Genomic DNA, 24,150 nt, shown 5'->3' on the forward strand with positions numbered 1-24,150 from the left:
CCGCGCTCAGTCCTGCGCGAGCCGTGCCGGGAACCCGCCCGTGGCCACGGGGCCCCAGCCGGTGATCGTCACGCGCAGCAACGACTTGCCCTGCGCCACCATGGCCCGGCGGTACTCGTCCCAGTCGGGATGCTCCCCGGCGATCGAGCGGTAGTACTCGACGAGGGGCTCGACCGAGTCGGGCAGGTCGATCACCTCGGCCGTGCCGTCGACCTGGACCCAGGCGTCGTCGAAGTCCTCGCCCAGGACGCACAGCGAGGCGGCGGGGTCGCGCCGCAGGTTCACGGCCTTGGCGCGGTCGGGGTAGGTCGAGACCACGACGCGCCCCTCGCCGTCGACCCCGTACGCGACGGGGCTCATCTGCGGGGCGCCGCCCGCGCGCCGGGTCAGCAGCACGGCCCGCCGGTTGGCGCGCAGGAACGCGACGAGCTCCGCGCGTCCGATCCGGTCCGTGGTCGCGATCCGCCTGGCCATGCGTGCCTCCTGGGGAGAGTTCTCCTGAACGTGGTCCGCCCACAGACTAGACTCGTCCGCGTGCGTCGTCTGCGCACTCCCCACTCCCATCCCGGGACGCCACTGTGCGCCCCGGCATGTTCCGGAAGGACTCTCCGTGCTTCGCACCCACACAGCCGGCTCCCTGCGGGCCGAGCAGATCGGTCAGACCGTCACCCTCACCGGTTGGGTCGATCGTCGCCGCGATCACGGTGGGGTGGCCTTCATCGACCTGCGTGACGCCTCGGGCATCGCCCAGGTCGTCATCCGTGACGAGGCGATCGCGCACCCGCTGCGCGCCGAGTTCGTGCTCCAGGTCACCGGTGAGGTCTCCCGGCGCCCCGAGGGCAACGAGAACAAGAACCTCCCCACGGGTGAGGTCGAGGTCGTGGCGAGCGACGTCGTCGTGCTCAACGAGTCCGCCCCGCTGCCGTTCCAGGTCTCCACGGCCCTCGAGGGCACCGAGGTCATCGGCGAGGAGGCGCGCCTCAAGCACCGCTACCTGGATCTGCGCCGCCCCACCCCGGCCCACGCCCTGCGCCTGCGAGCCAAGGCCAACCAGGCCGCACGCCGCGTGCTCGACGCGCAGGACTTCGTGGAGATCGAGACCCCGACCCTGACCCGCTCGACCCCGGAGGGCGCCCGCGACTTCCTGGTGCCAGCGCGCCTGGCCCCGGGCTCCTGGTACGCGCTGCCGCAGTCGCCGCAGCTGTTCAAGCAGCTGCTCATGGTCTCGGGCATGGAGCGCTACTACCAGATCGCCCGCTGCTACCGCGACGAGGACTTCCGCGCGGACCGTCAGCCCGAGTTCACGCAGCTCGACGTCGAGATGAGCTTCGTCGAGCAGGACGACGTGATCGCGCTCGGCGAGAAGATCCTCGTCGCGCTGTGGGACCTCATCGGGTACAAGATCCCCACGCCCATCCCGCGCATGACGTTCCACGACGCGATGCGCCTGTACGGCTCGGACAAGCCGGACCTGCGCTTCGGCAACCCGCTCGTCGAGCTCACGGACTACTTCAAGGACACCCCGTTCCGCGTCTTCCAGGCCGAGTACGTGGGCGCCGTCGTCATGGCGGGCGGGGCCTCGCAGCCGCGCCGCCAGTTCGACGCCTGGCAGGAGTGGGCCAAGCAGCGCGGGGCCAAGGGCCTGGCGTACGTGACGTTCCAGGAGGACGGTACCCTCGCGGGCCCGGTCGCCAAGAACCTCTCGGAGGCCGAGCGCGAGGGCCTGCGCGACGCGACCGGCGCGCAGCCGGGCGACGCGGTGTTCTTCGCCGCGGGCCGGACCAACGAGTCGCGCGCCCTGCTGGGCGCGGCCCGTCAGGAGATCGCCAAGCGCACGGGCCAGATCGACGAGGACGCGTGGGCGTTCGTCTGGATCGTCGACGCCCCGCTGTTCAAGCCCACGGGCGAGGCCGCCGACGAGGGCGACGTCGCACTGGGCAACTCGGCCTGGACCGCGGTGCACCACGCGTTCACCTCGCCCACGCCCGAGTGGATCGACACGTTCGAGCAGAACCCGGGCGAGGCGCTCGCCTACGCGTACGACATCGTGTGCAACGGCAACGAGATCGGTGGCGGCTCGATCCGTATCCACCGCCGCGACGTCCAGGAGCGCGTGTTCGCGGTCATGGGCATCGGCGAGGAGGAGGCGCAGGAGAAGTTCGGCTTCCTGCTCGACGCCTTCGCGTTCGGCGCTCCGCCGCACGGCGGCATCGCGTTCGGCTGGGACCGCATCGTGGCGCTGCTGACGAAGTCGGAGTCGATCCGCGACGTCATCGCGTTCCCCAAGTCGGGCGGCGGGTTCGACCCGCTGACGCAGGCGCCCGCGCCCATCACGGCGCAGCAGCGCAAGGAGGCGGGCGTCGACGCCAAGCCCAAGGCCGCGCCCGCACCGGACGCCGCCACGGACGCGACCGACGCTCCTGCCGTCACCGGGAAGGCGTGACCGCCCCGGACACCCGCACGCAGGCAAGGACGCTGGGAGGCTCGACCGGTCTGACGGACCGGTGGGCCTCCCACCCCTTTGTCCTGACGGACCTCGCGGAGTGGGACGTGCGCGGGGTGTGGCAGGACGAGCAGGCGTGCGTGCTGAGCGTGGCGCTCGCGGTCCCGGCGGCCGGGATCGAGGGGCCCGACGGCGCCGCCCGCCCCGCGCAGGCCGTCGGCCTGTGGGGCGTGGGGTCGGCCGGGGCGACGGCGGACCTGCTGGCCCGCGTCGCGGGCTCGGGGGCGATCGGCGACCGTGTGGTCAGCGCGGGGCTGCCGCGCGGGACGCTCGGCCTCCTGGCCGACCGCGTCGCTGCCGAGGACCTGCCGGCCGTCCTGCGTGACGGCGACGGACGGTCGGTGTCGAGCTGGGACTTCCTCGCCACGCGCGAGGCCCCCGCCGCCCAGCCGGGCGAGGATCGGGTCGAGGCGCTGACCGGGCCGTCGGCCGCGGCCGAGGTGCGCGCGTGCCTGGACGTCGCGAACCCGCTCGCGGAGATGAGCCCCGAGGACCCGTGGGCCCGCTGGTGGGGCTGGCGCGACCCGGACGGTGCGCTGCGCGGGGTCGTCGGAGCCCGGCAGGTCGAACCGGGCACGCCCTGGGCGCTGGGCAGCATCGCGACCGACCCCGCCTGGCGGGGGCACGGCATCGCCGCGGCCACCACGGCCGTCGTGACCCGGGCCGGGCTGGCCGAGGCCGACTGGGTGACCCTGGGCATGTACGCCGACAACGCCGCGGCCCGCCGCGTCTACACCCGGCTGGGCTACGCCGTGGTGCAGGAGTTCGAGAGCCGCCACTGACCCGGCCTGCCATTGGGTGCGGAGCTCTCGTGCCACACGCCCGGCGTGTCGCACGAGAGCTCCGCGCGCGACGGAGCAGGAAGGGGCAGCGCCGGTCAGTGCGTGATCGAGAACCTCGAGTACAACCACCTGAGGTGCTTGGGGGCCCACCAGTTGGCCCGGCCCAGGAGCGTCATGGTGGCCGGCACCAGCAGGATCCGCACGATCGTCGCGTCGATGAAGACCGCAACCGCCAGCGCGAACCCGACCTCCTTGATGACGAGGAGCTCGCCGAACACGAAGCCCGCGAACACCACGATGATGATGGCCGCGGCCGAGGTGATGATGCGCCCGGACCGCTGCAGGCCCAGCCGCACGGCCTCGTCGTTGGACAGCCCCGCATCGTGCAGCTCCTTGATGCGCGAGAGCAGGAAGACCTCGTAGTCCATGGCCAGGCCGAACGCGAAGGCGATCACGAGCGCCACGACGTAGGTCTCGATCCCGCCCGCCGACGAGAAGTCCAGCACCCCCTCCAGGTGCCCCTCCTGGAACACCCACACGAGCACGCCGAGCGAGGCGGCCAGCGACAGCGCGTTGGTCAGCAGCGCCTTGACCGGGATGAGCACCGAGCCCGTCATGAGGAACAGCAGCACGAACGTCGCCACCACGACGATCCCCACGGCCCACCACACCCGGTCCGCGAGCGCCGCCCGGAAGTCGACCTGCCCGGCCGCCTGGCCCGTGACGTAGAAGTCGAAGCCGGGGTCCTGGGCCCGCACCTCCTCCACGACGGCCACGGCCTCGGGGCCGCCCGCGTCGTCGGTGTCGACGTGGACCCCGACGACCGCGTGGTCGGTGCCGACGGCGACCGCCGGGTCGACCCGCTCGACGTGCTCGAGGCCCGCGATCTCCTCGGCCCAGGCCTGGGCCTGCTCGGGCGTGGAGTCGGTCACGACGCGCAGGTCGGGGGCCTCGGACGCGGGGAACTGGGCGGTGACCTCGTCGACGAACTCGCGCTGGGGCGCGCTCTGGGGCAGGAGCTCGATGCCCGAGTTGCGCATCTGCAGCCCCAGGACGGGCAGCGCCAGGACGACCAGGACCGCCACGGTGCCGAGCATGACCCACACCGGGTGGCGCTGGACGCGGCCGGTCAGGCGGGAGAACACGCCCTCGTCGGACTGGACGTCGGCCGTGCGCGCCAGGACGGCCCGCAGGCCGGGGACGCGGCTGAGGACGCTGGGGGCCACCAGCCGGTGCCCGGCGAGGGCGAGCAGCGCGGGCACGAGCGTCATGGCGGTGGCCACGGCGATCAGGATGATCGCGAGCCCGGCCGCGCCGATCGCCCGCAGGATGTCGGGCTCGAAGACCATGAGTCCCGCGATGGAGATGGCGACGGTCAGCGCCGAGAAGGCGACGGTCCGTCCCGCGGTGGCCATGGTGCGCACGACCGCGGTCGTGACCTCGGTCCGGGCCGCGGGGTCCGGGGTGCCGGCCGGGGAGGAGGCCCGCTCGTCGACGAGCCGGTGCAGCTCCTCGCGGAAGCGCGAGACGATCAGCAGCCCGTAGTCGATCGACAGGCCCAGGCCCAGCAGCGTCACGACGTTGACGACCGACGCGTCGATCGTGAGCGGGTACGACAGGGCGAGCAGGACGCCCAGGCCCGCGCCGATCGAGGCGATGGCCCCGGCCATGGGCATCGCGGCCGCGAGGAACCCGCCGAAGACGAGCACCATGACGAGCAGCGCGATGGGCAGGGCGATCATCTCGCCCGTGGTGAGGTCCTTCTCGACCTGGGACGTGATGGCCTCGACGATCAGGTCGTTGCTCGAGACGAGCCCCGTCGCGCCCGGTGCGGCCTCGGCCAGGTCCTCGGGAACGGCATCGAGGCGTTCGACGACGTCGCTCGCCGCGGCGACCGTGGTCTGCTCGTCGAGGCCCGCCTCGAGCGTCACCGACACCAGGAACCCGTCGCCGTCGGCCGCGACGAGGGACTGGGCGGCCTCGGTCTCGACGCCCCCGGGGATCACGAACGGGTCGACGACCGTCGCGACCCCGGTGATCGCGCCGAGCTGCTGGTGGACAGGGTCCATGGCCTCGGCAACCGCGGGGTCGGTCGGGTCGGCGCCGCTCACGAGCAGCGAGATCTCCTCGCCCGTCGTGTCCTGGTCCGTCAGGATCTGCGTACCGCGCTCGCTCTGCGAGCCCGGGACCGCGGGCTCACCCGTGGTCAGGCGGTCGAACAGGCTCTCGCCGTGGACCCCCACGACGGCGAGCGCGAAGCCGAGCACGGTCAGCACGACCCAGACGGCGACGGTCAGGCGGGGACGGTGGGCGACGGCGCGCCCCAGGCTCTCGAACACCCGGTCAGCATGGCACCTCGGCCGGGACCTCGCCGGGTCGTGCAGGATGTGAGCGGACCGCTCCCATGGTGCGCGACGGCACGGTGCGACAGGGCCCTCTGGGCACGGTACGGCGCAGGCTCGTCGACGGGTGCGGCAGGTGCCGCGCCGACCTGCCCGGGCCCACCCGCGCGAGCGACGGTGCGGGCCGGTGCAGGGTCGCCCGAGCGGGTGCGTGTCGGTGCGTGTGGGTGGCGGTGCGTAGGCTCGGGGCATGCTTCCCGGGATGGACCTGTTCGACGCCGCGACCTCCGGCACCCAGGGGACACCCCGCCCGGGGCCGGGCTCGCCCCTCGCTGTGCGCATGCGCCCCGCGGCCCTCGAGGAGGTGGCCGGGCAGGAGCACCTGCTGGTCGCCGGCTCGCCGCTGCGACGCCTGATCGACGTGGACGGACCCGGCGCCTCGCGCGCGGCCCCCGGCTCGGTCATCCTGTGGGGCCCGCCCGGCACGGGCAAGACGACCCTCGCCTATCTCATCGCCTCGACCTCCGGTCGGCGCTTCGTCGAGCTCTCGGCCGTGACCGCGGGCGTCAAGGACGTGCGCCAGGTCATCGACGACGCCCGGCGCCGCCTGGCCACGGGCGGCGAGGAGACCGTCCTGTTCATCGACGAGGTCCACCGCTTCTCCAAGTCCCAGCAGGACGCGCTGCTGCCCAGCGTGGAGAACCGCTGGGTCACCCTCGTGGCGGCCACCACCGAGAACCCGAGCTTCTCGGTCAACTCGCCGCTGCTCTCGCGCTCCCTCCTGCTGACCCTCAAGCCCCTCACGTCCGGAGACGTGCGCGCCCTGGTGCGCCGCGCGCTGATGGACGAGCGCGGTCTGGGCGGGGCCGTCACGCTCGCGGAGGAGGCCGAGGAGCACCTGGTCCGCCTCGCGGGCGGCGACGCCCGCAAGGCACTGACGATCCTCGAGGCCGCCGCGGGCGCCGCGCTCTCGGAGGTGCCGGACGCCCCGGTGCGCACCACGGGTCCGGACGACGACGCGCCGGACCCGGGCGACGCCGTCGGGCCGGCGGGCACGGACGGTCCGGGGGAGGGGACGGATGCGCCCGACAATGCGGGCGACGACGGGCCCGAGCCCGCCGAGACCGCAGAGGCGCCGGCGAGCACGCGACCCAGCGGCACCGTGGTCGTCGACCTCGAGACCATGGAGCGCGCGATCGACGTCGCCGCGGTCCGCTACGACCGCGACGGCGACCAGCACTACGACGTCACGAGCGCCTTCATCAAGTCCGTGCGCGGATCCGACGTCGACGCGTCCCTGCACTACCTGGCACGCATGATCGCCGCGGGCGAGGACCCCCGATTCATCGCCCGGCGCATCGTCATCTCGGCCGCGGAGGACGTCGGCATGGCCGACCCCAGCGCCCTGCAGACTGCGGTCGCCGCGGCCCAGGCCGTCGCGCTCATCGGCATGCCCGAGGCCCGGATCATCCTCGCCGAGGCCGTCGTGCACCTCGCGACGGCCCCCAAGTCCAACGCGGCCTACCTCGGGATCGACGCGGCGCTCGCGGACGTGCGGGCCGGCAAGGTCGGCACGGTGCCCGCTCACCTGCGCGACGCCCACTACGCGGGGGCCAAGGAGCTCGGGCACGGCAAGGGGTACAAGTACGCGCACGACGCCCCGCACGCGGTTGCGCGCCAGCAGTACCTGCCGGACGTCCTGCAGGGCACCCGCTACTACACCCCCACCGACCGCGGGTTCGAGCGCTCGGTGACCGAGCGGCTCGAGCGGATCCGGCAGATCCTGGGCGAGTGACCAGCGAGCGACCGGCCCCGCGGGGCCGCCCGTCGCGACCCGGCCAGAGCCGTGCGTGGCCCCGCAGCGGGGCCGGGGACCGGCCCTCGTGCCCCGTGCGGTAGACTTCTCAGGTTGTCTCCGCCCGTCAGGGCAGGGACGGCCACCTGGGACCTCGGCCCCGCAGCCCCGCAGGACACCCTCGACGCACGTCGAGGGGAGTCGCATCCTCACGGATCACGGCGGCGGCTCATCGGCTGGTCCCGCACCCGGCAATCCGCACGGGTGTGACGTCAAGAACACGACAGGACAGGAACACACTGTGTCTTCAGTGACTCGTTCGCGCCGCCAGGTTCGCCTGAGCCGCGCGCTGGGCCTCGCGCTCACGCCCAAGGCAGTCAAGCACTTCGAGAAGCGTCCCTACCCGCCCGGTGAGCACGGCCGTGCCCGTCGTCGCACCGAGTCGGACTACGCGGTCCGTCTGCGCGAGAAGCAGCGTCTGCGCGCCCAGTACGCGCTCCGCGAGAAGCAGATGGCCCGTGCCTACGAGGACGCTCGCAAGGACGCCGGTCTGACCGGTGAGGCCCTGGTCGAGAACCTCGAGATGCGTCTCGACGCCCTCGTGCTGCGCTCCGGCTTCGCCCGCACCATCCTGCAGGCACGCCAGGCCGTCGGCCACCGCCACATCCTCGTCGACGGCAAGATCGTCGACCGCCCCTCGTTCAAGGTCAAGCCGGGTCAGACGATCCAGGTCAAGCCGAAGAGCCAGGCCACCACGCCGTTCCAGGTCGCCGCTGCCGGTGCGCACCGCGACGTCCTGCCGGCCGTCCCGGCCTACCTCGACGTCCAGCTCGAGAAGCTGAGCGCCGTCCTGGTGCGTCGCCCCAAGCGCGTCGAGGTCCCCGTGACCTGCGAGGTCCAGCTCGTCGTCGAGTACTACGCTCGCTGATCCTCCAGCGCGGCAGCTGCCGCGTGCCGTGCACGAACGCCTCGCTCACCGCTTCGACGGGGAGCGGGGCGTTCGTGCATCCGGGTAAGGTTTCGCGAGGCGTGCCGCTCGTCGCGTCGCGCCATCGAAGGAGGAGCAGGAGATGTCCGTAGGAGATGTGGCCGGGCTGATCGCCGCCATCGCATTCGTGCTGCTGGTCGGGGTCCTCGCGGTTCCTCTGGTCAAGCTCGGCCGGGTCCTCGACGAGGCCCGCGTGAGCATCAAGGAGGTCACGGACCACTCGGTGCCGATCCTCGACGAGGCCGCGACCACGGTCGCGACCACGAACAGCCAGCTCGTCAAGGTCGACACGATCACGACGTCCGCGGCCCAGGTCAGCGAGAACGTCTCGGCGCTGACCGGGCTGTACGCGGCGACCTTCGGGGCCCCGCTCGTCAAGGTCGCGGCGTTCACCTACGGCGTGCGCCAGGCCTTCGCTCGCGCCTCGGGGCGCTCGGGCCCACGGGCCGGTCGCTGATGCGACGGGTCTTCTGGGTCGGTGTCGGCGTCGCCATCACGGTCGTCGTGGTGGTCAAGGGGCGTCAGGTGATCGCGCGCTACGCGCCCGCCTCCCTCGTCGACCAGGCGACCGACCAGGTCAACGCGCTCGGGGAGAAGGCCACGGGCTTCGTCGCGGTCTTCCGCGAGGAGTTCCGCACCGCGCGCGACGCCCGCGAGGCCGAGCTGCTCGCGGCCCTGCTCGCTGAGGGCCAGCCGCACCCCGACGACGTGCGCGCGGCCCGCGCCGCCCGGCGCGAGCGCACAGGCAGCCCCGACATCGACGACGACGAGGACCTCCTGGGGTACTCGTTCTACTGATCCACCTGCCGGACCACCCCCGCCGGCCGACCTCCGCCCGTCGCGCAGCGCGCACGGTCCGGGAGGGAAGCCGCGCGGGAACATACTTGTTCTAGCCGGTGCCGGCCGCCCAGCGGCGTGCCCCGGCCCGTTCCATCACCGACCTCCGAAGGACATCATGCGTACCGCCGAGATCCGCAAGCGTTGGCTCGACTACTTCGCCGCCCAGGACCACACCGTCGTGCCCTCGGCGTCGCTCATCTCGCCGGACCCGTCGACCCTGTTCACCATCGCGGGCATGGTGCCGTTCATCCCGTACATGACGGGCGAGCAGACCGCGCCCTGGCAGCGTGCGACGAGCGTGCAGAAGTGCGTGCGCACGCTCGACATCGAGGACGTGGGCAAGACCACGCGCCACGGCACGTTCTTCCAGATGAACGGGAACTTCTCGTTCGGGGACTACTTCAAGGAAGGTGCCATCACCTACGCCTGGGACCTCATCACGCGGTCGCAGGACGAGGGCGGCTACGGCATCCCCGAGGACAAGATCTGGGTGACCGTCTTCCACGAGGACGACGAGGCGCGCCGGCTCTGGAAGAAGATCGCCGGTCTGCCGGACGAGCGCATCCAGGGCCTCGGCATGGGGCCCAACTACTGGTCCACGGGTGCCCGAGGGCCCGCAGGCCCGTGCTCCGAGATCTTCTACGACCGTGGCCCGGCCTACGGCCCCGACGGCGGCCCCGCGATCGACCTCGCGGGCGACCGGTTCCTGGAGATCTGGAACCTCGTCTTCATGCAGTACGAGCGCGGGGACGGTGGGACCAAGGAGTCCTTCCCCATCCTGGGCGAGCTCACGAAGAAGAACATCGACACCGGCATGGGTCTTGAGCGCGTCGCGTTCGTCCTGCAGGGCGTCGACAACATGTACGAGATCGACGAGGTCTTCCCCGTCATCGCCGCGGCCCAGGAGCTGTCCGGCAAGCGCTACGGCGCGGACACCGACGACGACGTGCGCATGCGCGTGGTCGCCGACCACGTCCGCTCGGCCCTCATGATCATCAGCGACGGCGTGCGCCCCTCGAACGAGGGCCGCGGCTACGTCCTGCGCCGGCTGCTGCGCCGCTCGGTGCGCGCCATGCGCCTGCTGGGCGTCGAGGACCCCTCGCTGCCCCAGCTGTTCCCCGTCTCGCGCGACGCCATGCAGGCCTCCTACCCGGAGGTCGGCGCCGACTTCGAGCGCATCTCCCAGATCGCCTACGCCGAGGAGGAGGCGTTCCGTCGCACCCTGACCTCGGGCACCACGATCCTGGACACCGCGGTCGCGGCCGCCAAGACCACGGCCGGGGCGGGTGGCACGCCCGTCCTGCCCGGCGACCAGGCGTTCGCCCTGCACGACACGTACGGCTTCCCGATCGACCTGACCCTCGAGATGGCCGCCGAGCAGGGCGTCCAGGTGGACGAGAAGGCGTTCCGCGCCCTCATGCAGGAGCAGCGCACGCGCGCTCGTGCCGACGCGCTCGCCAAGCGCACGGGCGGGGTGGACACCGCGGCCTACGAGGCGCTGCAGAGCGAGCTCGCGCGCCCCGTGGAGTTCCTCGGCTACACCGACGCCACGGCGTCGGTCAACGTCGTGGGCCTCCTGGTCGACGGCGTGCCCTCCCCGGCCGCGACGGCCCCGGCCGAGGTCGAGGTCGTGCTCGACCGCACGCCGTTCTACGCCGAGGCCGGTGGCCAGCTCGCCGACCACGGGACGATCGTGCTCGACGGCGGCGCGACCATCGAGGTCGACGACGTGCAGCGCCCCATCAAGGGCTTCTCGGTCCACCGCGGACGCCTCGTCGAGGGCGTCGTGGCGCTGGGCGACCCCGGCACCGCGCAGATCGACACGGCGCGCCGCAAGGCGATCAGCCGCGCCCACACCGCGACGCACATGATCCACAAGTCCATCCAGGAGGCCCTGGGCAAGGACGCGACGCAGGCCGGCTCGGAGAACGCCCCGAGCCGCATCCGCTTCGACTTCCGTGCCTCGAGCGCCGTGCCCGCTGGGGTCCTGTCCGAGGTCGAGGAGCGCGTCAACACCCAGCTCGCCGAGAACCTCGAGGTCACGGACAAGGTCATGCCCATCGCCGAGGCCAAGGCCCTGGGCGCCATGGCGCTGTTCGGCGAGAAGTACGGCGACCAGGTGCGCGTCGTCTCGATCGGCGGCGACTGGTCGCGCGAGCTGTGCGCGGGCACGCACGTCAAGCAGTCCGGCCAGCTCGGCCTGGTCACGCTGCTCGGCGAGTCCTCGATCGGTTCGGGCGTGCGCCGCGTCGACGCCCTCGTCGGCGACGGCGCCTACGGCTTCCAGGCCAAGGAGCACGCCCTGGTGGGGCAGCTCACGGGCCTGCTCAACGTGCGCACCGAGGAGCTGCCGGACCGGGTGAGCTCGCTCGTCTCGCGCCTGCGTGACGCGGAGAAGGAGCTCGGCGCGCTGCGTCAGGCCCAGCTCCTGGCCGCGGCCTCGAACCTCGCGGCCGGTGCGGAGACCGTGGGCACCACGCGCGTCGTGGTGCACGACGCGGGCGAGGTCGCCTCGGCCGACGACCTGCGCGCGCTCGCGCTCGACGTGCGCGGACGCCTCGCGGACTCCGCGCCGAGCGTCGTCGCGGTCGGCGGCGTGAGCAAGGAGCGCCCCCAGGTCGTCATCGTCACCAACGCGCCGGCGCGCGAGGCGGGCCTGCGGGCCGGCGCCCTCGCGAAGAAGGCGTCGGGCGTGCTCGGCGGCGGCGGCGGCGGCAAGGACGACATGGCCCAGGGGGGCGGCACCGACGTGTCCGCGCTCCCGGCCGCCCTCGCGGGCATCCGCGACGACGTCGCCTCGGCGCTCTGAGCGGCGACCGGGTGACGTTCGACGAGCTCCAGGCGGGCGTCCCTCTCCCGAGGGGCGCCCGCCTGGGCGTCGACGTGGGCAGCGTCCGGGTCGGGCTCGCCACGAGCGACCCCGACGGCCTGATCGCGACCCCCGTCGAGACGCTGGCGCGCGACCTCAAGACCCCAGTCCCGGCGCCCGACGACGCCGCGTCCCCCCTGCCGAGCGACGTCGCCCGGATCGCGGCGGAAGTGGAGGAACGAGGTGCACGTGTGGTGTACATCGGGCTCCCTCGCCATCTTTCCGGGGCAGAAGGTGCCGCCACCCAGGGGGCACGTGCGTACGCTGGACTGGTGGCCCGTGCCATCGCACCCGTCCCGGTGCACCTCGTCGACGAACGGATGACGACCGTCAGCGCCCACCAGGCGTTGAGGGCCTCGGGCCGTGCCGGGCGCAAGCAGCGCTCTGTCGTGGACCAGGCGGCGGCGGTTATCATCCTCCAGACCGCTCTGGACCGTGAGCGGAGCGCGGGGGCGCGCGCTGGAGAGTACGTAGAACGTTGATCGTCGTGACGTGGCAAGGACCGCCGCGCACGCACTCGTCAGGAGGCAACCTCCCGTGACCGACCTATTCGAACGCCCGCCGGTGCAGCACGAGCAACCGACCCGGGCGTCCCGCTCGGGTGGCAGGGACCGCAGGGCCGCGAAGAAGCGCGCCCAGCGTCGACGTCGTCGCACCCTCATCGTGGTGGTGGCGCTGCTGCTCGTCGGCGGGGCCGGGTACTACCTGGTCTCGAACGCGTCGAACCTGCTGGGCTTCGAGAACCCGTTCGCCGCCTCGGACTACGAGGGCCAGGGGGTCGACCCGGTCGACGTGACGATCGAGCCGGGCTCGACGGGTGCGGCCATGGGGCAGACGCTCGTGGACGCCGGGGTGGTGAAATCGGTCAAGGCGTTCACTGACGCCTACAAGGCCAACCCCGAGGCGAGCAAGATCCAGCCGGGCAACTTCACCATGCTCACCGAGATGAAGGGCTCGGCCGCTGTGGCGCTGCTGCTCTCCAAGGAGAGCAAGAACGAGACGAAGCTGACCATCCCCGAGGGGTTCACCAAGGCGCAGGTCATCGACCGCGCCGTGTCGGTGACGGGGAAGCCGGTCGAGGAGTTCGAGGCGGCCATGGCAGATCCTGCCGCCGTGGGCCTCCCGGCCGAGGCCGGAGGCAACTTCGAGGGCTGGTTCTTCCCGTCGACGTACCTGCTGGAGCCGGACGACACGCCCGCGACCATCGTGGCCAACATGGTCGCGGCGACCGTGAGCAACCTCGACGCGCTGGGTGTCGCGCCCGCAGACCGGCAGACGGTCATCATCAAGGCGTCGCTGGTCGAGCGTGAGGGGATCTCGTTCGAGCAGTTCGGCAAGGTCGCGCGCGTGATCGAGAACCGCCTGGCGATCGGCGAGCCACTGGGTCTCGATGCGATCGACTCCTACGGTCGAGGGAAGAAGTCCTCGGAGATCACCGTCGAAGAGTTTCAGGACAAGTCATTCCCGTACGCGTCGAGGGTCAACAAGGGGCTCCCGCCGACTCCCATCGGCAGCCCTGGCCTCGAGGCGCTCACTGCGGCGGTCAACCCGACCGAGGGTGACTGGCTCTGGTACGTCACGGTCAACCTCGACACGGGCGAGACGAAGTTCACGAACAACTACAACGAGTTCCAGCGGTTCAAGAAGGAGTTCCAGGCCTGGGCAGCGGAGCAGGACGGGTGACGCCTCGGCGCGCCGCCGTCCTGGGCCACCCCGTGGCCCACTCGCTCTCGCCCGTCCTGCACTCGGCCGCGTACCGCGCGCTGGGCCTGGACGGGTGGGAGTACACCGCGATCGACGTGACCGAGGAGCGGCTGCGCGGCTTCGTGGACGGCCTCGACGACGCGTGGGCCGGGCTGAGCCTGACCATGCCGCTCAAGCAGGTCGTGTTCGAGCTGCTCGACCACGTCGAGCCGCTCGCCGAGGTCGTGGGGGCCGTCAACACGGTCCTGTTCCAGCCCACGGGCTCCGGACGGACCCTGGTCGGGGCCAACACGGACGTCCACGGCCTGGTCGCGGCGCTGTGCGAGGGGCTGGGCAGCGGCCCGGGGGAGCGGCCGGTCGTGTCCGCCGTCGTGCTGGGGGCCGGGGCGACGGCCGCGTCGACCCTGGCGGCGCTCGCCGAGCTGGGCTGCACGTCCCCGACCGTGCTGGTGCGTTCGCTCGGCCGCACGGGCGGCCTCCAGCGGGCCGCGCACCGGATGGGCGTCACCCCGCGCTTCGAGCTGCTGGACCCGGCGACCGCGCGCGTGCGCGACGTCGACGTGGTCGTGTCGACCCTGCCCTCGCGGGCGGCAGACCCGGTCGCGGAGGCGCTCACCGCGCACGCCGCGGCGGGGGGCCCCGCCCCGCGAGGCGTCCTGCTCGACGTGGTCTACGACCCCCGCCCGACGGCGCTGTCCCGGGCCTGGGCGGCCGGGTCGCCGGACCGGGAGGGCTTGGTCGTGGGCGGCGAGCGCATGCTCCTGCACCAGGCGGCCGAGCAGGTACGCCTGATGACGGGGCGGGTCGCGCCGCTGGCCGCGATGGCCGCAGCCCTCGAGGAGGCGCTTGCCCCGAGCGTCGCCGGGGCCTGACTCAGCCGGTCAGGAGCACCGGGCCCACGACCCCTGCTCCCCAGAGCGCTCCGAGGGCGGCGCCCGTCAGCATGAACGGGCCGAACGGGATCAGGGTCCGTCGTCCTGCACGCCGCGTGGCGAGCAGGACGACGGCCGCCAGGCCACCCAGGAGGAAGGCCGCGCTCGCGCCGACCACGAGCTCGGACCAGCCGAACCACGCGAGGTAGGCGCCGAGCAGCCCCGCGAGCTTGACGTCCCCGAACCCGAGCCCCGACGGGGCGAGGGCCAGGAGGAAGTACGCACCGTAGAGGACCAGGCCGCCGGCCAGTGCGCGGGCCGGTGAGCCGTCGTCGGGCCCGAGGAGGCTCGCCGCTCCCAGCAGGACGGCCAGGACCGGGTAGGCCGGCAGGACGAGCGCGTTCGGCAGGCGGTGCGTGCGCACGTCGATCACCGCGAGGGCCGAGCCCACGGCCGCGAGGAAGGTTGTCGCGGGCAGCGAGGCCGGCGGGTGGCCGACGTGCACGGCCCCCGCGACCGTCAGGATCGTCACGGGGACGCCCACGGCCCAGATCGTGGCACGGTGCGCACCGACCTCGTCGCGTGCGCGGTGCCACAACGGGACCTGAGGGCCCGCTGGCCCCCGGCCGACGCCCGGAGCCGTGCTCGCCCCGTCCTGTCCCGGCGCGACGGCCGGACTCCCGCCCCCTGCGTTCGTCATCCGGCGAACCTAGCGCAGCGCGAAGGGCCCTCACCGGCGTCGTCCACAGGCCGCGCCCGCGGTGCTGACCGGTCGGCCGACCGGTCCGCACTGCGGGCGGGTTCGGGGCGGGCGCGCGCGGCGTGGGAGGATTCTGCTCATGCTTCGTTGGTTGACATCGGGTGAGTCGCACGGTCCGGCGCTGGTCGGCATCCTGGAAGGGCTGCCCGCAGGGGTCGAGCTCGTGACGAAGGACGTGCAGGACGCGCTCGCGCGCCGCCGTCTGGGCTACGGGCGCGGTGCGCGCATGAAGTTCGAGCAGGACGAGGTCCGCATCCTCGCGGGGCTGCGCCTCGGTCTCACGCAGGGTGGCCCGCTCGCGATCGAGATCGGCAACACCGAGTGGCCCAAGTGGGTCGACGTCATGAGCGCGGACCCCGTGCCCGCGGAGGCGCTGCAGGTCGACGCCGGGACGGGGGACGTCCGCGAGATCGCGCGCAACCGCCCGCTCACGCGCCCGCGCCCCGGGCACGCGGACCTGATCGGCATGCGCAAGTACGCGTTCGACGACGCGCGGCCGGTCCTGGAGCGCGCCTCGGCGCGCGAGACCGCGACCCGCGTCGCGCTCGGCGTGGCCGCGGCCAGGTTCCTCGAGCAGGCCGTGGGGATCCGCCTGGTCTCGCACGTCGTGGGCATCGGCACGGTCGACGTCCCCGAGGACGCGGCCCTCCCGCAGCCACAGGACGTCGAGCGCCTCGACGCGGACCCGGTGCGCTGCTTCGACCCCGCGAGCTCGGCGGCGATGGTCGCGGAGATCGACGAGTGCCACAAGGACGGCGACACCCTGGGCGGTGTGGTCGAGGTCCTGGCCTACGGCGTCCCGTCGGGGCTCGGCACCTACGTCCAGTCGGACCGTCGGCTCGACGCGCGCCTCGCGGCCGTGCTCATGGGCATCCAGGCCATCAAGGGCGTCGAGGTCGGCGACGGCTTCCGCACCGCGCGCCGGCGCGGGTCGCAGGCTCACGACGAGATCGTGCGCGGCGAGGACGGCCACCTGCACCGCCTGAGCAACCGTGCGGGCGGCGTCGAGGGGGGCATGTCCAACGGCGAGGTCCTGCGCGTGCGCGCGGCCATGAAGCCCATCTCGACCGTCCCCCGCGCCCTGGCGACGGTCGACGTCGCGACGGGCGAGCCCGCCAAGGCTCAGCACCAGCGCTCGGACGTCTGCGCGGTGCCGCCCGCGGCGGTCGTGGCCGAGGCCATGGTCGCGCTGGTCCTCGCGGAGGCCGTCCTGGAGAAGTTCGGCGGCGACTCGGTCGTCGAGGTCCGCCGCAACGTCGAGGGCTACCTGTCCTCCGTACCCGAGCTGCTGCGCTGAGATGACGTCGAGCACCGGCCCCCGCGTCGTCCTGATCGGCCCTCCCGGCTGCGGCAAGTCGACCGTCGCGGGGGTGCTGTCCGAGCGCCTCGGGCTGGCCGCGCGCGACACCGACACCGACGTGGAGGTCGTCGCGGGCAAGTCCGTCGCGGACGTCTTCCTCGAGGACGGCGAACCGCGCTTCCGCGCGCTCGAGCGCGAGGCCGTGACGCAGGCCCTCGCGGTCCACGAGGGGGTGCTCGCCCTCGGCGGCGGCGCGGTCCTCGACGAGTACACCCAGGCGGCGCTCGAGGCCTACGCGGCCGCCGGAGGGGTCGTGGTGTTCCTCGACGTCTCCCTGGCGCACGCCGGGCCGCGCGTCGGGTTCAACCAGGCGCGTCCGCTGCTGCTCGGCAACCCGCGCGCCAAGTGGCAGGCGCTCATGGACGGGCGGCGCCCCGTCTACGAGCGGCTCGCTACGCTGCGGGTCCTGACGGACGCCCGCACCCCGGGCCAGGTGGCCCACGAGATCGAGACAGCACTCGGCGAGGCGCCCTCCGCGGCGCGCGCCGACACCACGAGGAGCGAGCAGTGACCGACCAGCAGGAGACCGTGAGCACAGCACCGGAGGACGAGCAGGGCCGGCCGGCCACGCCCGCCCGCGTCCGGGTGGAGGGCGACCAGCCCTACGACGTCCTCATCGGCCGGCACCTCCTGGGCGAGCTGCCCTCGATGCTCGGGCCGGACGTCCGCCGGGTGCTCGTGATCCACCCGGCCGCGCTCGCGACCTCGGCAGACACGGTCCGAGAGGACCTGCTCGCGGTGGGCTACGAGGCGTACATCGCCGAGGTCCCCGACGCCGAGGAGGCCAAGACCGCGCAGGTCGCCGCGTTCCTGTGGCAGGTCCTGGGACAGGCGGACTTCACGCGCAGCGACGCGATCGTCTCGGTCGGCGGGGGAGCCACGACGGACCTCGCGGGCTTCGTCGCGGCGACCTGGCTGCGCGGCATCAAGGTCGTGCACGTCCCCACGACGCTGCTGGCCATGGTGGATGCGGCCGTGGGCGGCAAGACGGGCATCAACACGGCCGAGGGCAAGAACCTCGTCGGCGCGTTCCACCCGCCCGCGGGCGTGCTGTGCGACGTCGCCTCGCTCGAGTCGCTGCCCAAGTTCGACTTCGTCGCCGGGCTCGCCGAGATCGTCAAGACCGGCTTCATCGCCGACCCGCGGATCCTCGAGCTCGTCGAGGAGAACATCGACGAGCTCAAGAGCTGGGGCGGCGCCACGGTGCCTGCGTCGACGTGGGCCGTCGTCGTCGAGCTCATCGAACGCTCGGTCGCGGTCAAGGCGCGTGTCGTGGGGGAGGACCTCAAGGAGGCCGGCCTGCGCGAGATCCTCAACTACGGCCACACCCTGGGCCACGCGGTCGAGCTCACCGAGCGCTACGCGTGGCGCCACGGTGCGGCCGTGTCGGTCGGCATGGTCTTCGCGGCCGAGCTCTCGCGCCTCGCGGGACGCCTCGACGACGCCACCGTGGACCGGCACCGCGAGATCCTCGGCAACCTCGGGCTGCCCCTGACGTACCGAGGGGACCGCTGGGAGCAGCTCCTGTCGGCCATGCGCCGCGACAAGAAGTCCCGCGGCGACCTGCTGCGCTTCGTGGTGCTGGACGGGATCGGTAAGCCCTCGCGCCTCGAGGGGCCGGACCCGGCGCTCCTCGCGGCCGCGTACGCCGAGATCGCGATCGACGCGCCCCGCGGTGGGCCGATCGCCCTCTGACGCGACGTCGTCGGGCCTCCTGCGGAGCCGCCACGACGCACCACGGCCCGTCCCCCCACCGGTGGGGGGACGGGCCGTTCGCCGTCTCGGTCGCGGTCCGCGCGGAGCGGGCCTCAGGCCCAGCGCCCCCGCGCGAGGAGGACCTCGCGCAGCAGGTCGGCGCGGTCCGTCACGATCCCGTCGACCCCCAGGTCGACCAGCCGCCCCATCTCGAGGGGGTCGTTGATCGTCCACACGTGCACCTGGCGGCCCGCGGCGTGCGCGGCCGCGACCGTCCGGGCGTCCACGACCGTCAACGGGCCCTGCCTCTCGGGGACCTGCAGGCAGTCGGCGCCGCGCAGCGCCCAGGACGCGAGCGCGCCGAACGGGGCCCGCGGTGCCCCGGCCCGGGCCGCGAGCAGGAACGCCGCCACCTCGCTCGTGCCCGTCGAGGTCGCCACAGGCCGGGTCAGGCGCTCGACCGTCCGTCGCCTGCGCGCCGGGGAGAACGAGGCGACGCACACCCGCTCGTGCGCGCGCGTGCGCTCGATCGCCGCAGCGACCGGCCGGACGGCCGAGTCCGCCTTCACGTCGACGTTGACCCGCAGGTCCGGCCAGGTCCCCAGGACGTCCTCCAGCAGAGGGACCGGCTCGACGCCCCCGATCCGCGCGTCGCGCACCCGAGCCCAGGGCAGGTCCGCGACCATCCCCGTGCCGTCCGTCGTGCGGTCCAGGCTCGCGTCGTGCAGGGCCACCGCGACGTCGTCGGACGTCGCGTGCGCGTCCGTCTCGACGTACCCGAACCCGAGCGCGCGGGCCGCGGCGAACGCCGCGAGCGAGTTCTCGAGCCCGTCGAGCGAGAACCCGCGGTGAGCGAGCGCCACGAACCCCGTAGGGGATTCCAGGTAGGGGTGACGCCAGGCCCCGGGGCGACCGCCGCGCAGGTCCGTGCGGCTCATCGGGGCGGGCCCACGGCACGCCCGCCGTGCCCCAGACGCCCCGGATGCGCCAGCCGGGCGTCGAGCCAGGTCAGCATCGAGGTCAGGTAGGCCTCGCGCGGTCCGTCCGCGGACAGCGTCAGGTCGTGCACCCCGCCCTCGACCGGACGGATCGTCACGTCCGGTCCCACGCGCGGGGCCAGACGCGCGATCTGCTCGACGTCCAGGACCGTGTCCTGCTCGTCGAGCAGGGGGTTGGTCAGGTCGTCGGGCCCCGAGCTCGCCGAGTGGGCCACGAGCACGGGGCACGCGACGTCGAGCCCGCGCGCGAGCCGCGCCTGCCCCTGGCGCACGGCCCGCAGCCAACCGGCCCGGACGGGCACGCCATCGGGACGCTTGAGCTCCGGGTCGAAGTCCCACCGGCCCCCGTTCGCCGCGAGCAGGTGCGTCGCGTACGCCGAGGGCGCGGCGCTGAGCACCGCCAGGGGAGACCACGGCCCGACGGCGTCGAGCACCCTGGTCGCGATCGTCCGGTTCAGCCAGCTCGAGTTGAGGTCGAGGAACGGCGAGTCCAGCACGAGCGCGTCGACCAGATGCTGCCGACGGTGCGCGTGCGCCCACAACGGTGCCACCAGGCCCCCCGTCGAGTGCGCGTGCACCACCAGGGGCAGACCGGGGTGCAGCCCGCGGACGGCCGCGACTGCGACCGACAGGTCCGTGGCAGGCTCCCGCAGGTCCTCGACGAAGTGCGGGACCTGCCCAGGCCGCAGGGAGCGCCCCGCGGCCCGAAGGTCCACGGCGAAGAACGCGTAGCCCGCGTCCTCGACCGCCCGGGCCAGGTGGTCCTGGAAGAAGTAGTCGTTGTAGCCGTGGACGTGCAGGAACACGCCCCTGCGCCGTCCGGCGTCCTCCGGCGCCCCGGGCGTGCGGCGCACGAGCGTCGCGACGGGAGGCGGACCGGGCTCGGGAGCGATCTCCGGACCCGCGTCGGCGTCGTGCCCCGTGGACCGCCCCACGGCCGCGCGGGCGCTCGCGGCCAGGCCAGGAAGGGGAGGGACGAGCGACAGGAGTCCCGCGCGCACCCCGGGAGGAGGGCCGCCCGTGGCGAGCGTCGCGGCCTCGAAGCCGGCGAGCAGGTGGTCGGGTCGCCAGGCGAGCCCTGCGCGCGGCCCCGAGGCATCCCCACCTGGGGCCCGCTCGTCGGTCGTCCTGAGGGGCTCCGTCACGCCTGGTCCTTCATCGCTGGTCCTCTGTCATCGCCGGTCCTCCGTGCTTGCCGTCCCCGCAGCGCCCGCAGCGCCCGCAGCGCCCGCAGTGCCCGCAGTGCCCGCGGGCACGGTCACGAGGTCCTTGCCGCCGTCGACGCCGTCCCCGGCCGGGAAGCGCACGAACAGCATGAGCACGAGCCCGACGAGGATCACGGCGACGATCCCCAGGATGCCCCAGAACTGCTCGCCCGACACGGCGACCATGGTCGCGAACGCCATCGGCGCGAGGAAGCTCGCGGCGCGGCCTGTGGTCGCGTACAGGCCGAACGCCTCGGCCTCACGCCCCTCGTCGCTGATACGGCCCAGCAGGGCACGGCTCGCGGACTGGGCCGGGCCGACGAACGCGCACAGCAGCAGGCCCCAGACCCAGAAGACGTTCGCGCCGCCGTCGTGCTGGACGAAGACGGCCGTGCCGGAGATCACCAGGCCCACGAGCGAGCCCAGGATCACGCGTCGCGGGCCGATCTTGTCGTCGAGCCAGCCGGCCGCGATCGTCGAGAGCCCCGCGACGACGTTCGCGGCGATCGCGAACACGATGACCTCGCTCGCGCTGAACCCGAACGTGCCCGAGGCGATCACCGCCCCGAACGTGAAGACGCCCGCCAGGCCGTCGCGGTACACCGCGCTCGCGACGAGGTAGCCGAGCGTCGAACGACGCGTGCGCCACAGGTGGACGAGGTCACGGCCGAGCTTGCGGTACGCGCCCACGACACCGATCGGCGCGGACCCGCCCGGGCGCGGCGTCTCCGGGACGGCCAGGAGCACCGGGATCGCGAACACCGCGAACCACAGGGCCGAGAGCAGGACGCTCACCCGGATGTCCATGCCGTCCGTGCCCGTGACGCCGAACCAGCCGACCTCGGGGTTGATGAAACCGACGAACAGCACCAGCAGCAGCACGATCCCGCCGACGTAGCCCGCACCCCAGCCGATGCCGCTGATGCGCCCGATCGTGCGAGGCGTCGAGATGTCGAGCAGCAGGGCGTTGTACGCCACGGAGGCCAGCTCGAAGAAGACGTTGCCCGCCGAGAGCAGCACGACGCCCAGGATCACGGCGTCGGACAGCGAACCGGGGACGGGCTGCACGAAGAACATGGCGACCATGGCCGCGACGGTCGCCGCGGTGTTGACGCCGAGCCACACCTTGCGCCGGCCCGAGGCGTCCGCGAGCGCCCCGAGCGCGGGGGCGAGCAGGGCGATGAGCGCGCCTGCGATGGTCAGGCCCCACCCGAGCCAGGCCGTGTGGTCGGCCATGACCGCGTCGGGGTCGGCAGCTCCCGCCTCGACGAACGCGTCGCTCGTGATCCAGCGCGTGAAGACGAACGTCGTGACGACGGCGTTGAACGCGGCCGAGCCCCAGTCCCACAGGGACCAGGCGAGGACCTGGCGTCTGCCGACGACGGGGGAGGGCGAGGCGGCGTCCGCGGCGGGGGCTGCGCCGATGTCGGCCCCGTGGCCGGGTGTGGCGGGCGTCACGTTCTGGTGATCTGGCACGCGCGCATCGTAGACCGTCCGGCGGGCGTGAGGGTGAACGGCGGGGGCTGGGTCGTTGGACGGTCACGCCGGGGGAGACCTCGGCCCCGCTAGGCTCTGCGCATGACTCGCGTCCTCATCCTCAACGGTCCCAACCTCGGTCGCCTGGGCGTCCGCGAGCCCGACGTCTACGGGGCGGCGTCCTACGGCGACCTGGTCGCGGCGGGCGAGCGCTGGGGAGCGGAGAACGACCTCGAGGTCCAGGTCCGCCAGACGGACGACGAGTCGGAGCTGGTCGGCTGGTTGCACGGCGCGGTCGACGACGGCGCGCACGTGGTGCTCAACCCCGCGGCGTTCACGCACTACTCGTATGCTCTGCGGGACGCGGCGGCGCAGGTGACCAAGGCGGGCCTGCTGCTCGTCGAGGTGCACCTGAGCAACCCTGCGGCACGCGAGGAGTTCCGCCACAACTCGGTCATCGGCGGGGTGGCGACGGGCACCGTGGCCGGGTTCGGGTTCGACTCGTACCGCCTGGCGGTCCTGGCGATCGTGTCGCGGCTAGCGGCCTAGATCCTGCCCTATCAAGCTCTGAGGCTTGATAAGAGACAATCAAGTTCTGCCCCTTGAGGATGGTGGATCAAGGGTCTACCGTGGAGGGATGTTCGTCCTGACAGTGGACCAGAGAGCCAGCACCCGCCGGGGGGACCTCGTGCCGGACCTGCTCGGCCGCCTCGCGCCCTACGAGGACCGCGCGGGGGTCGTCATCCCCTTCGACCGGACCGTCGGCGACGAGGTGCAGGCCGTGCTCGACGACGCCGCGCTCGTCGTGGAGCTCGTCCTCGCCCTGGGCAGGTGGGGAGGCTGGAGCACGGGTCTCGGCATCGGTCAGGTGCTTCCCGGGCCCGACGGGCGTCTGCCCCAGGCCTCGCGCGAGGCGTCCGGGTCGGCGTTCGTCCACGCCCGCGCCGCGGTCGAGCGGGCCAAGACCCGCGGCAGCCCCGTCCCGACGGCAGTCGAAGGACCCGACCCGGCGGCAGCCGGCGAGGTCGAGGCGCTCCTGCGGCTCCTGCTCGCGGTGGGCGCCCGGCGCACCCCGGCGGGCTGGGAGGTCGTCGACGCGCTCGCGCGTGTGGGTGGCACCCAGAAGGATGTGGCCCGGGACCTCGGGATCAGCGAGCAGGCCGTGAGCCAACGCCTGCGCGCGAGCCTGTGGTCCGAGGAAGCGGCCGTCCGGCCGGTCGTGACGAGACTCCTGCAGGAGGCAGACGCGTGAGCTTCGCATCAGGGATGGCCGTGGCGGGGGTCGTGGTCGCGACCCTCCTGCTCAGCGTGCTGGGCGGCATGCTCGTCACGCCATGGGTCCTGCGGGCCGCGGCGCGCCGCTCCGAGATCGAGGGGGAGGTCCCTCCGGCCAGGGACCCGGGCCCCGTCCCGCCGCCGCCCGGACACGTCGTCCCGGCCGCAGGGGCGACCACGGCGCCGAGCGCTCCCGTCCCTCCTCCGCCGGCCGTCGGCGTGCCTGCCGGGCCACCCGTGTCGTCCCTGTCGGCCCCGGCCGTCCCGCCCGCCGCACCCGACCCGGCGGCCGGAGCGGCGTCGTCGGACCCTGGCGGGCCCCTCGGCGACGAGGCCGTCCAGACCCTGCGCGGCGGCACGTGGATCGGGATCCTCGAGCGCCTCGCGATCACGGGCTGCCTGCTCGCCGGGTACCCCGCGGGGGTCGCGTTCGTGGTCGCGATCAAGGGCCTGGGGCGCTACCCCGAGCTGCGCGACCACCCCGTCGCGGCCGAGCGCTTCATGATCGGCACCCTGGCCTCGATGATCTGGGCCGGAGCGACCGGAATCCTCGGCGCAGCGATCCTTGGTCTCCTCCGGTAGACTGGACCGGGCCTTTCGCGGCCCCCGGGAACGCCGCAGCGCTCGAACGCTGCTGTCGGCGCGGGGAGCCCGCCAGGAAGGGCCCGCTACCGCCAGGGCGCGCA

General features: G+C 73.4%; 22 protein-coding genes. 16 read left to right on the plus strand and 6 right to left on the minus strand.

Annotated elements, in window-relative coordinates; genetic code table 11:
* Positions 1-6: 6 nt before the first annotated feature.
* Positions 7-474: a PPOX class F420-dependent oxidoreductase gene (locus ASE15_RS13040; RefSeq protein WP_056652064.1), complete on the minus strand. Its 468-nt coding sequence runs from the start codon at positions 472-474 to the stop codon at positions 7-9.
* Between the two features lie 136 nt (positions 475-610).
* Here ASE15_RS13040 and aspS point away from each other — a divergent pair, with 136 nt between their 5' ends.
* Together aspS and ASE15_RS13050 are read left to right on the plus strand one after the other, a co-directional pair.
* Entirely contained in the window at positions 611-2,443 is a 1,833-nt protein-coding gene (gene aspS, locus ASE15_RS13045; protein WP_056652062.1) for an aspartate--tRNA ligase, read from the plus strand.
* Positions 2,440-3,285: a GNAT family N-acetyltransferase gene (locus ASE15_RS13050; RefSeq protein ID WP_056652059.1), complete on the plus strand. Its 846-nt coding sequence runs from the start codon at positions 2,440-2,442 to the stop codon at positions 3,283-3,285. The genes aspS and ASE15_RS13050 overlap by 4 nt, the downstream gene beginning before the upstream one ends.
* A 95-nt stretch (positions 3,286-3,380) precedes the next feature.
* Here ASE15_RS13050 and ASE15_RS13055 read toward each other — a convergent pair whose 3' ends face one another.
* The gene (locus tag ASE15_RS13055) at positions 3,381-5,624 is read right to left on the minus strand and encodes an MMPL family transporter (RefSeq protein ID WP_056652056.1); all 2,244 of its coding nucleotides are present in this window, start codon (positions 5,622-5,624) and stop codon (positions 3,381-3,383) included.
* Between the two features lie 265 nt (positions 5,625-5,889).
* Here ASE15_RS13055 and ASE15_RS13060 point away from each other — a divergent pair, with 265 nt between their 5' ends.
* The 8 genes from ASE15_RS13060 to ASE15_RS13095 all read left to right on the plus strand — a co-directional run bounded on the left by ASE15_RS13060 (position 5,890) and on the right by ASE15_RS13095 (position 14,695).
* Entirely contained in the window at positions 5,890-7,422 is a 1,533-nt protein-coding gene (locus tag ASE15_RS13060; protein ID WP_056763599.1) for a replication-associated recombination protein A, read from the plus strand.
* Positions 7,423-7,723: 301 nt separating this feature from the next.
* A complete protein-coding gene (rpsD, locus tag ASE15_RS13065; RefSeq protein WP_056652049.1) occupies positions 7,724-8,350 on the plus strand; it encodes a 30S ribosomal protein S4 in 627 nt (208 codons plus the stop codon).
* Between the two features lie 142 nt (positions 8,351-8,492).
* Entirely contained in the window at positions 8,493-8,867 is a 375-nt protein-coding gene (locus ASE15_RS13070; RefSeq protein ID WP_056652045.1) for a DUF948 domain-containing protein, read from the plus strand.
* On the plus strand, positions 8,867-9,208 hold the full coding sequence (locus tag ASE15_RS13075) for a hypothetical protein (RefSeq protein WP_056652041.1): 342 nt from the start codon (positions 8,867-8,869) through the stop codon (positions 9,206-9,208). The genes ASE15_RS13070 and ASE15_RS13075 overlap by 1 nt, the downstream gene beginning before the upstream one ends.
* A gap of 157 nt (positions 9,209-9,365) precedes the next feature.
* Positions 9,366-12,059 carry an alanine--tRNA ligase gene (alaS, locus tag ASE15_RS13080; protein WP_056763602.1) on the plus strand — a complete coding sequence of 898 codons (2,694 nt, stop codon included), beginning with the start codon at positions 9,366-9,368 and terminating at the stop codon, positions 12,057-12,059.
* Between the two features lie 11 nt (positions 12,060-12,070).
* On the plus strand, positions 12,071-12,601 hold the full coding sequence (gene ruvX, locus ASE15_RS13085; RefSeq protein WP_056652035.1) for a Holliday junction resolvase RuvX: 531 nt from the start codon (positions 12,071-12,073) through the stop codon (positions 12,599-12,601).
* Between the two features lie 55 nt (positions 12,602-12,656).
* Positions 12,657-13,802 carry an endolytic transglycosylase MltG gene (mltG, locus tag ASE15_RS13090; protein ID WP_056652032.1) on the plus strand — a complete coding sequence of 382 codons (1,146 nt, stop codon included), beginning with the start codon at positions 12,657-12,659 and terminating at the stop codon, positions 13,800-13,802.
* Positions 13,799-14,695 carry a shikimate dehydrogenase gene (locus ASE15_RS13095; RefSeq protein ID WP_056763604.1) on the plus strand — a complete coding sequence of 299 codons (897 nt, stop codon included), beginning with the start codon at positions 13,799-13,801 and terminating at the stop codon, positions 14,693-14,695. The genes mltG and ASE15_RS13095 overlap by 4 nt, the downstream gene beginning before the upstream one ends.
* Before the next feature lies 1 nt (position 14,696).
* Here the strand turns inward: ASE15_RS13095 and ASE15_RS13100 are convergent, their stop codons facing one another.
* Positions 14,697-15,395, minus strand: a complete 699-nt coding sequence (locus tag ASE15_RS13100) for an A24 family peptidase (RefSeq protein ID WP_082608965.1) — start codon at positions 15,393-15,395, stop codon at positions 14,697-14,699.
* Positions 15,396-15,534: 139 nt separating this feature from the next.
* On the opposite strand from ASE15_RS13100, the gene aroC reads away from it, so the two are divergent.
* The 3 genes from aroC to aroB are packed head-to-tail and all read left to right on the plus strand — an operon-like array spanning position 15,535 to position 18,510.
* Positions 15,535-16,752, plus strand: a complete 1,218-nt coding sequence (gene aroC, locus ASE15_RS13105) for a chorismate synthase (RefSeq protein ID WP_056652026.1) — start codon at positions 15,535-15,537, stop codon at positions 16,750-16,752.
* 1 nt (position 16,753) lies between these two features.
* The gene (locus tag ASE15_RS13110) at positions 16,754-17,326 is read left to right on the plus strand and encodes a shikimate kinase (protein WP_056652024.1); all 573 of its coding nucleotides are present in this window, start codon (positions 16,754-16,756) and stop codon (positions 17,324-17,326) included.
* Between the two features lie 17 nt (positions 17,327-17,343).
* Positions 17,344-18,510, plus strand: coding sequence for a 3-dehydroquinate synthase (gene aroB / locus ASE15_RS13115; protein WP_056652329.1), 1,167 nt, complete (start codon positions 17,344-17,346; stop codon positions 18,508-18,510).
* Positions 18,511-18,623: 113 nt separating this feature from the next.
* Here the strand turns inward: aroB and ASE15_RS13120 are convergent, their stop codons facing one another.
* Genes ASE15_RS13120 through ASE15_RS13130 form a run of 3 tightly spaced genes read right to left on the minus strand, consistent with a single transcriptional unit; the run spans position 18,624 to position 22,189 of the window.
* Positions 18,624-19,448 carry a glycerophosphodiester phosphodiesterase family protein gene (locus ASE15_RS13120; RefSeq protein ID WP_056763606.1) on the minus strand — a complete coding sequence of 275 codons (825 nt, stop codon included), beginning with the start codon at positions 19,446-19,448 and terminating at the stop codon, positions 18,624-18,626.
* Positions 19,445-20,653 carry an alpha/beta hydrolase gene (locus ASE15_RS13125; protein WP_235534405.1) on the minus strand — a complete coding sequence of 403 codons (1,209 nt, stop codon included), beginning with the start codon at positions 20,651-20,653 and terminating at the stop codon, positions 19,445-19,447. The genes ASE15_RS13120 and ASE15_RS13125 overlap by 4 nt, the downstream gene beginning before the upstream one ends.
* Before the next feature lie 27 nt (positions 20,654-20,680).
* A complete protein-coding gene (locus tag ASE15_RS13130) occupies positions 20,681-22,189 on the minus strand; it encodes an MFS transporter (RefSeq protein WP_235534407.1) in 1,509 nt (502 codons plus the stop codon).
* Between the two features lie 102 nt (positions 22,190-22,291).
* Between ASE15_RS13130 and ASE15_RS13135 the strand changes: the two genes are divergently transcribed.
* From ASE15_RS13135 to ASE15_RS13145, 3 genes are all read left to right on the plus strand, one after another.
* Complete coding sequence (locus tag ASE15_RS13135; protein ID WP_056763609.1) at positions 22,292-22,738, plus strand: type II 3-dehydroquinate dehydratase; 447 nt, start codon at positions 22,292-22,294, stop codon at positions 22,736-22,738.
* Between the two features lie 88 nt (positions 22,739-22,826).
* Positions 22,827-23,441 carry a hypothetical protein gene (locus tag ASE15_RS13140; protein ID WP_056652017.1) on the plus strand — a complete coding sequence of 205 codons (615 nt, stop codon included), beginning with the start codon at positions 22,827-22,829 and terminating at the stop codon, positions 23,439-23,441.
* The gene (locus ASE15_RS13145; RefSeq protein WP_235534409.1) at positions 23,438-24,046 is read left to right on the plus strand and encodes a hypothetical protein; all 609 of its coding nucleotides are present in this window, start codon (positions 23,438-23,440) and stop codon (positions 24,044-24,046) included. The genes ASE15_RS13140 and ASE15_RS13145 overlap by 4 nt, the downstream gene beginning before the upstream one ends.
* Positions 24,047-24,150 lie beyond the last annotated feature (104 nt).

This window comes from Oerskovia sp. Root22, from assembly GCF_001429135.1.
GTDB lineage: Bacteria > Actinomycetota > Actinomycetes > Actinomycetales > Cellulomonadaceae > Oerskovia > Oerskovia enterophila.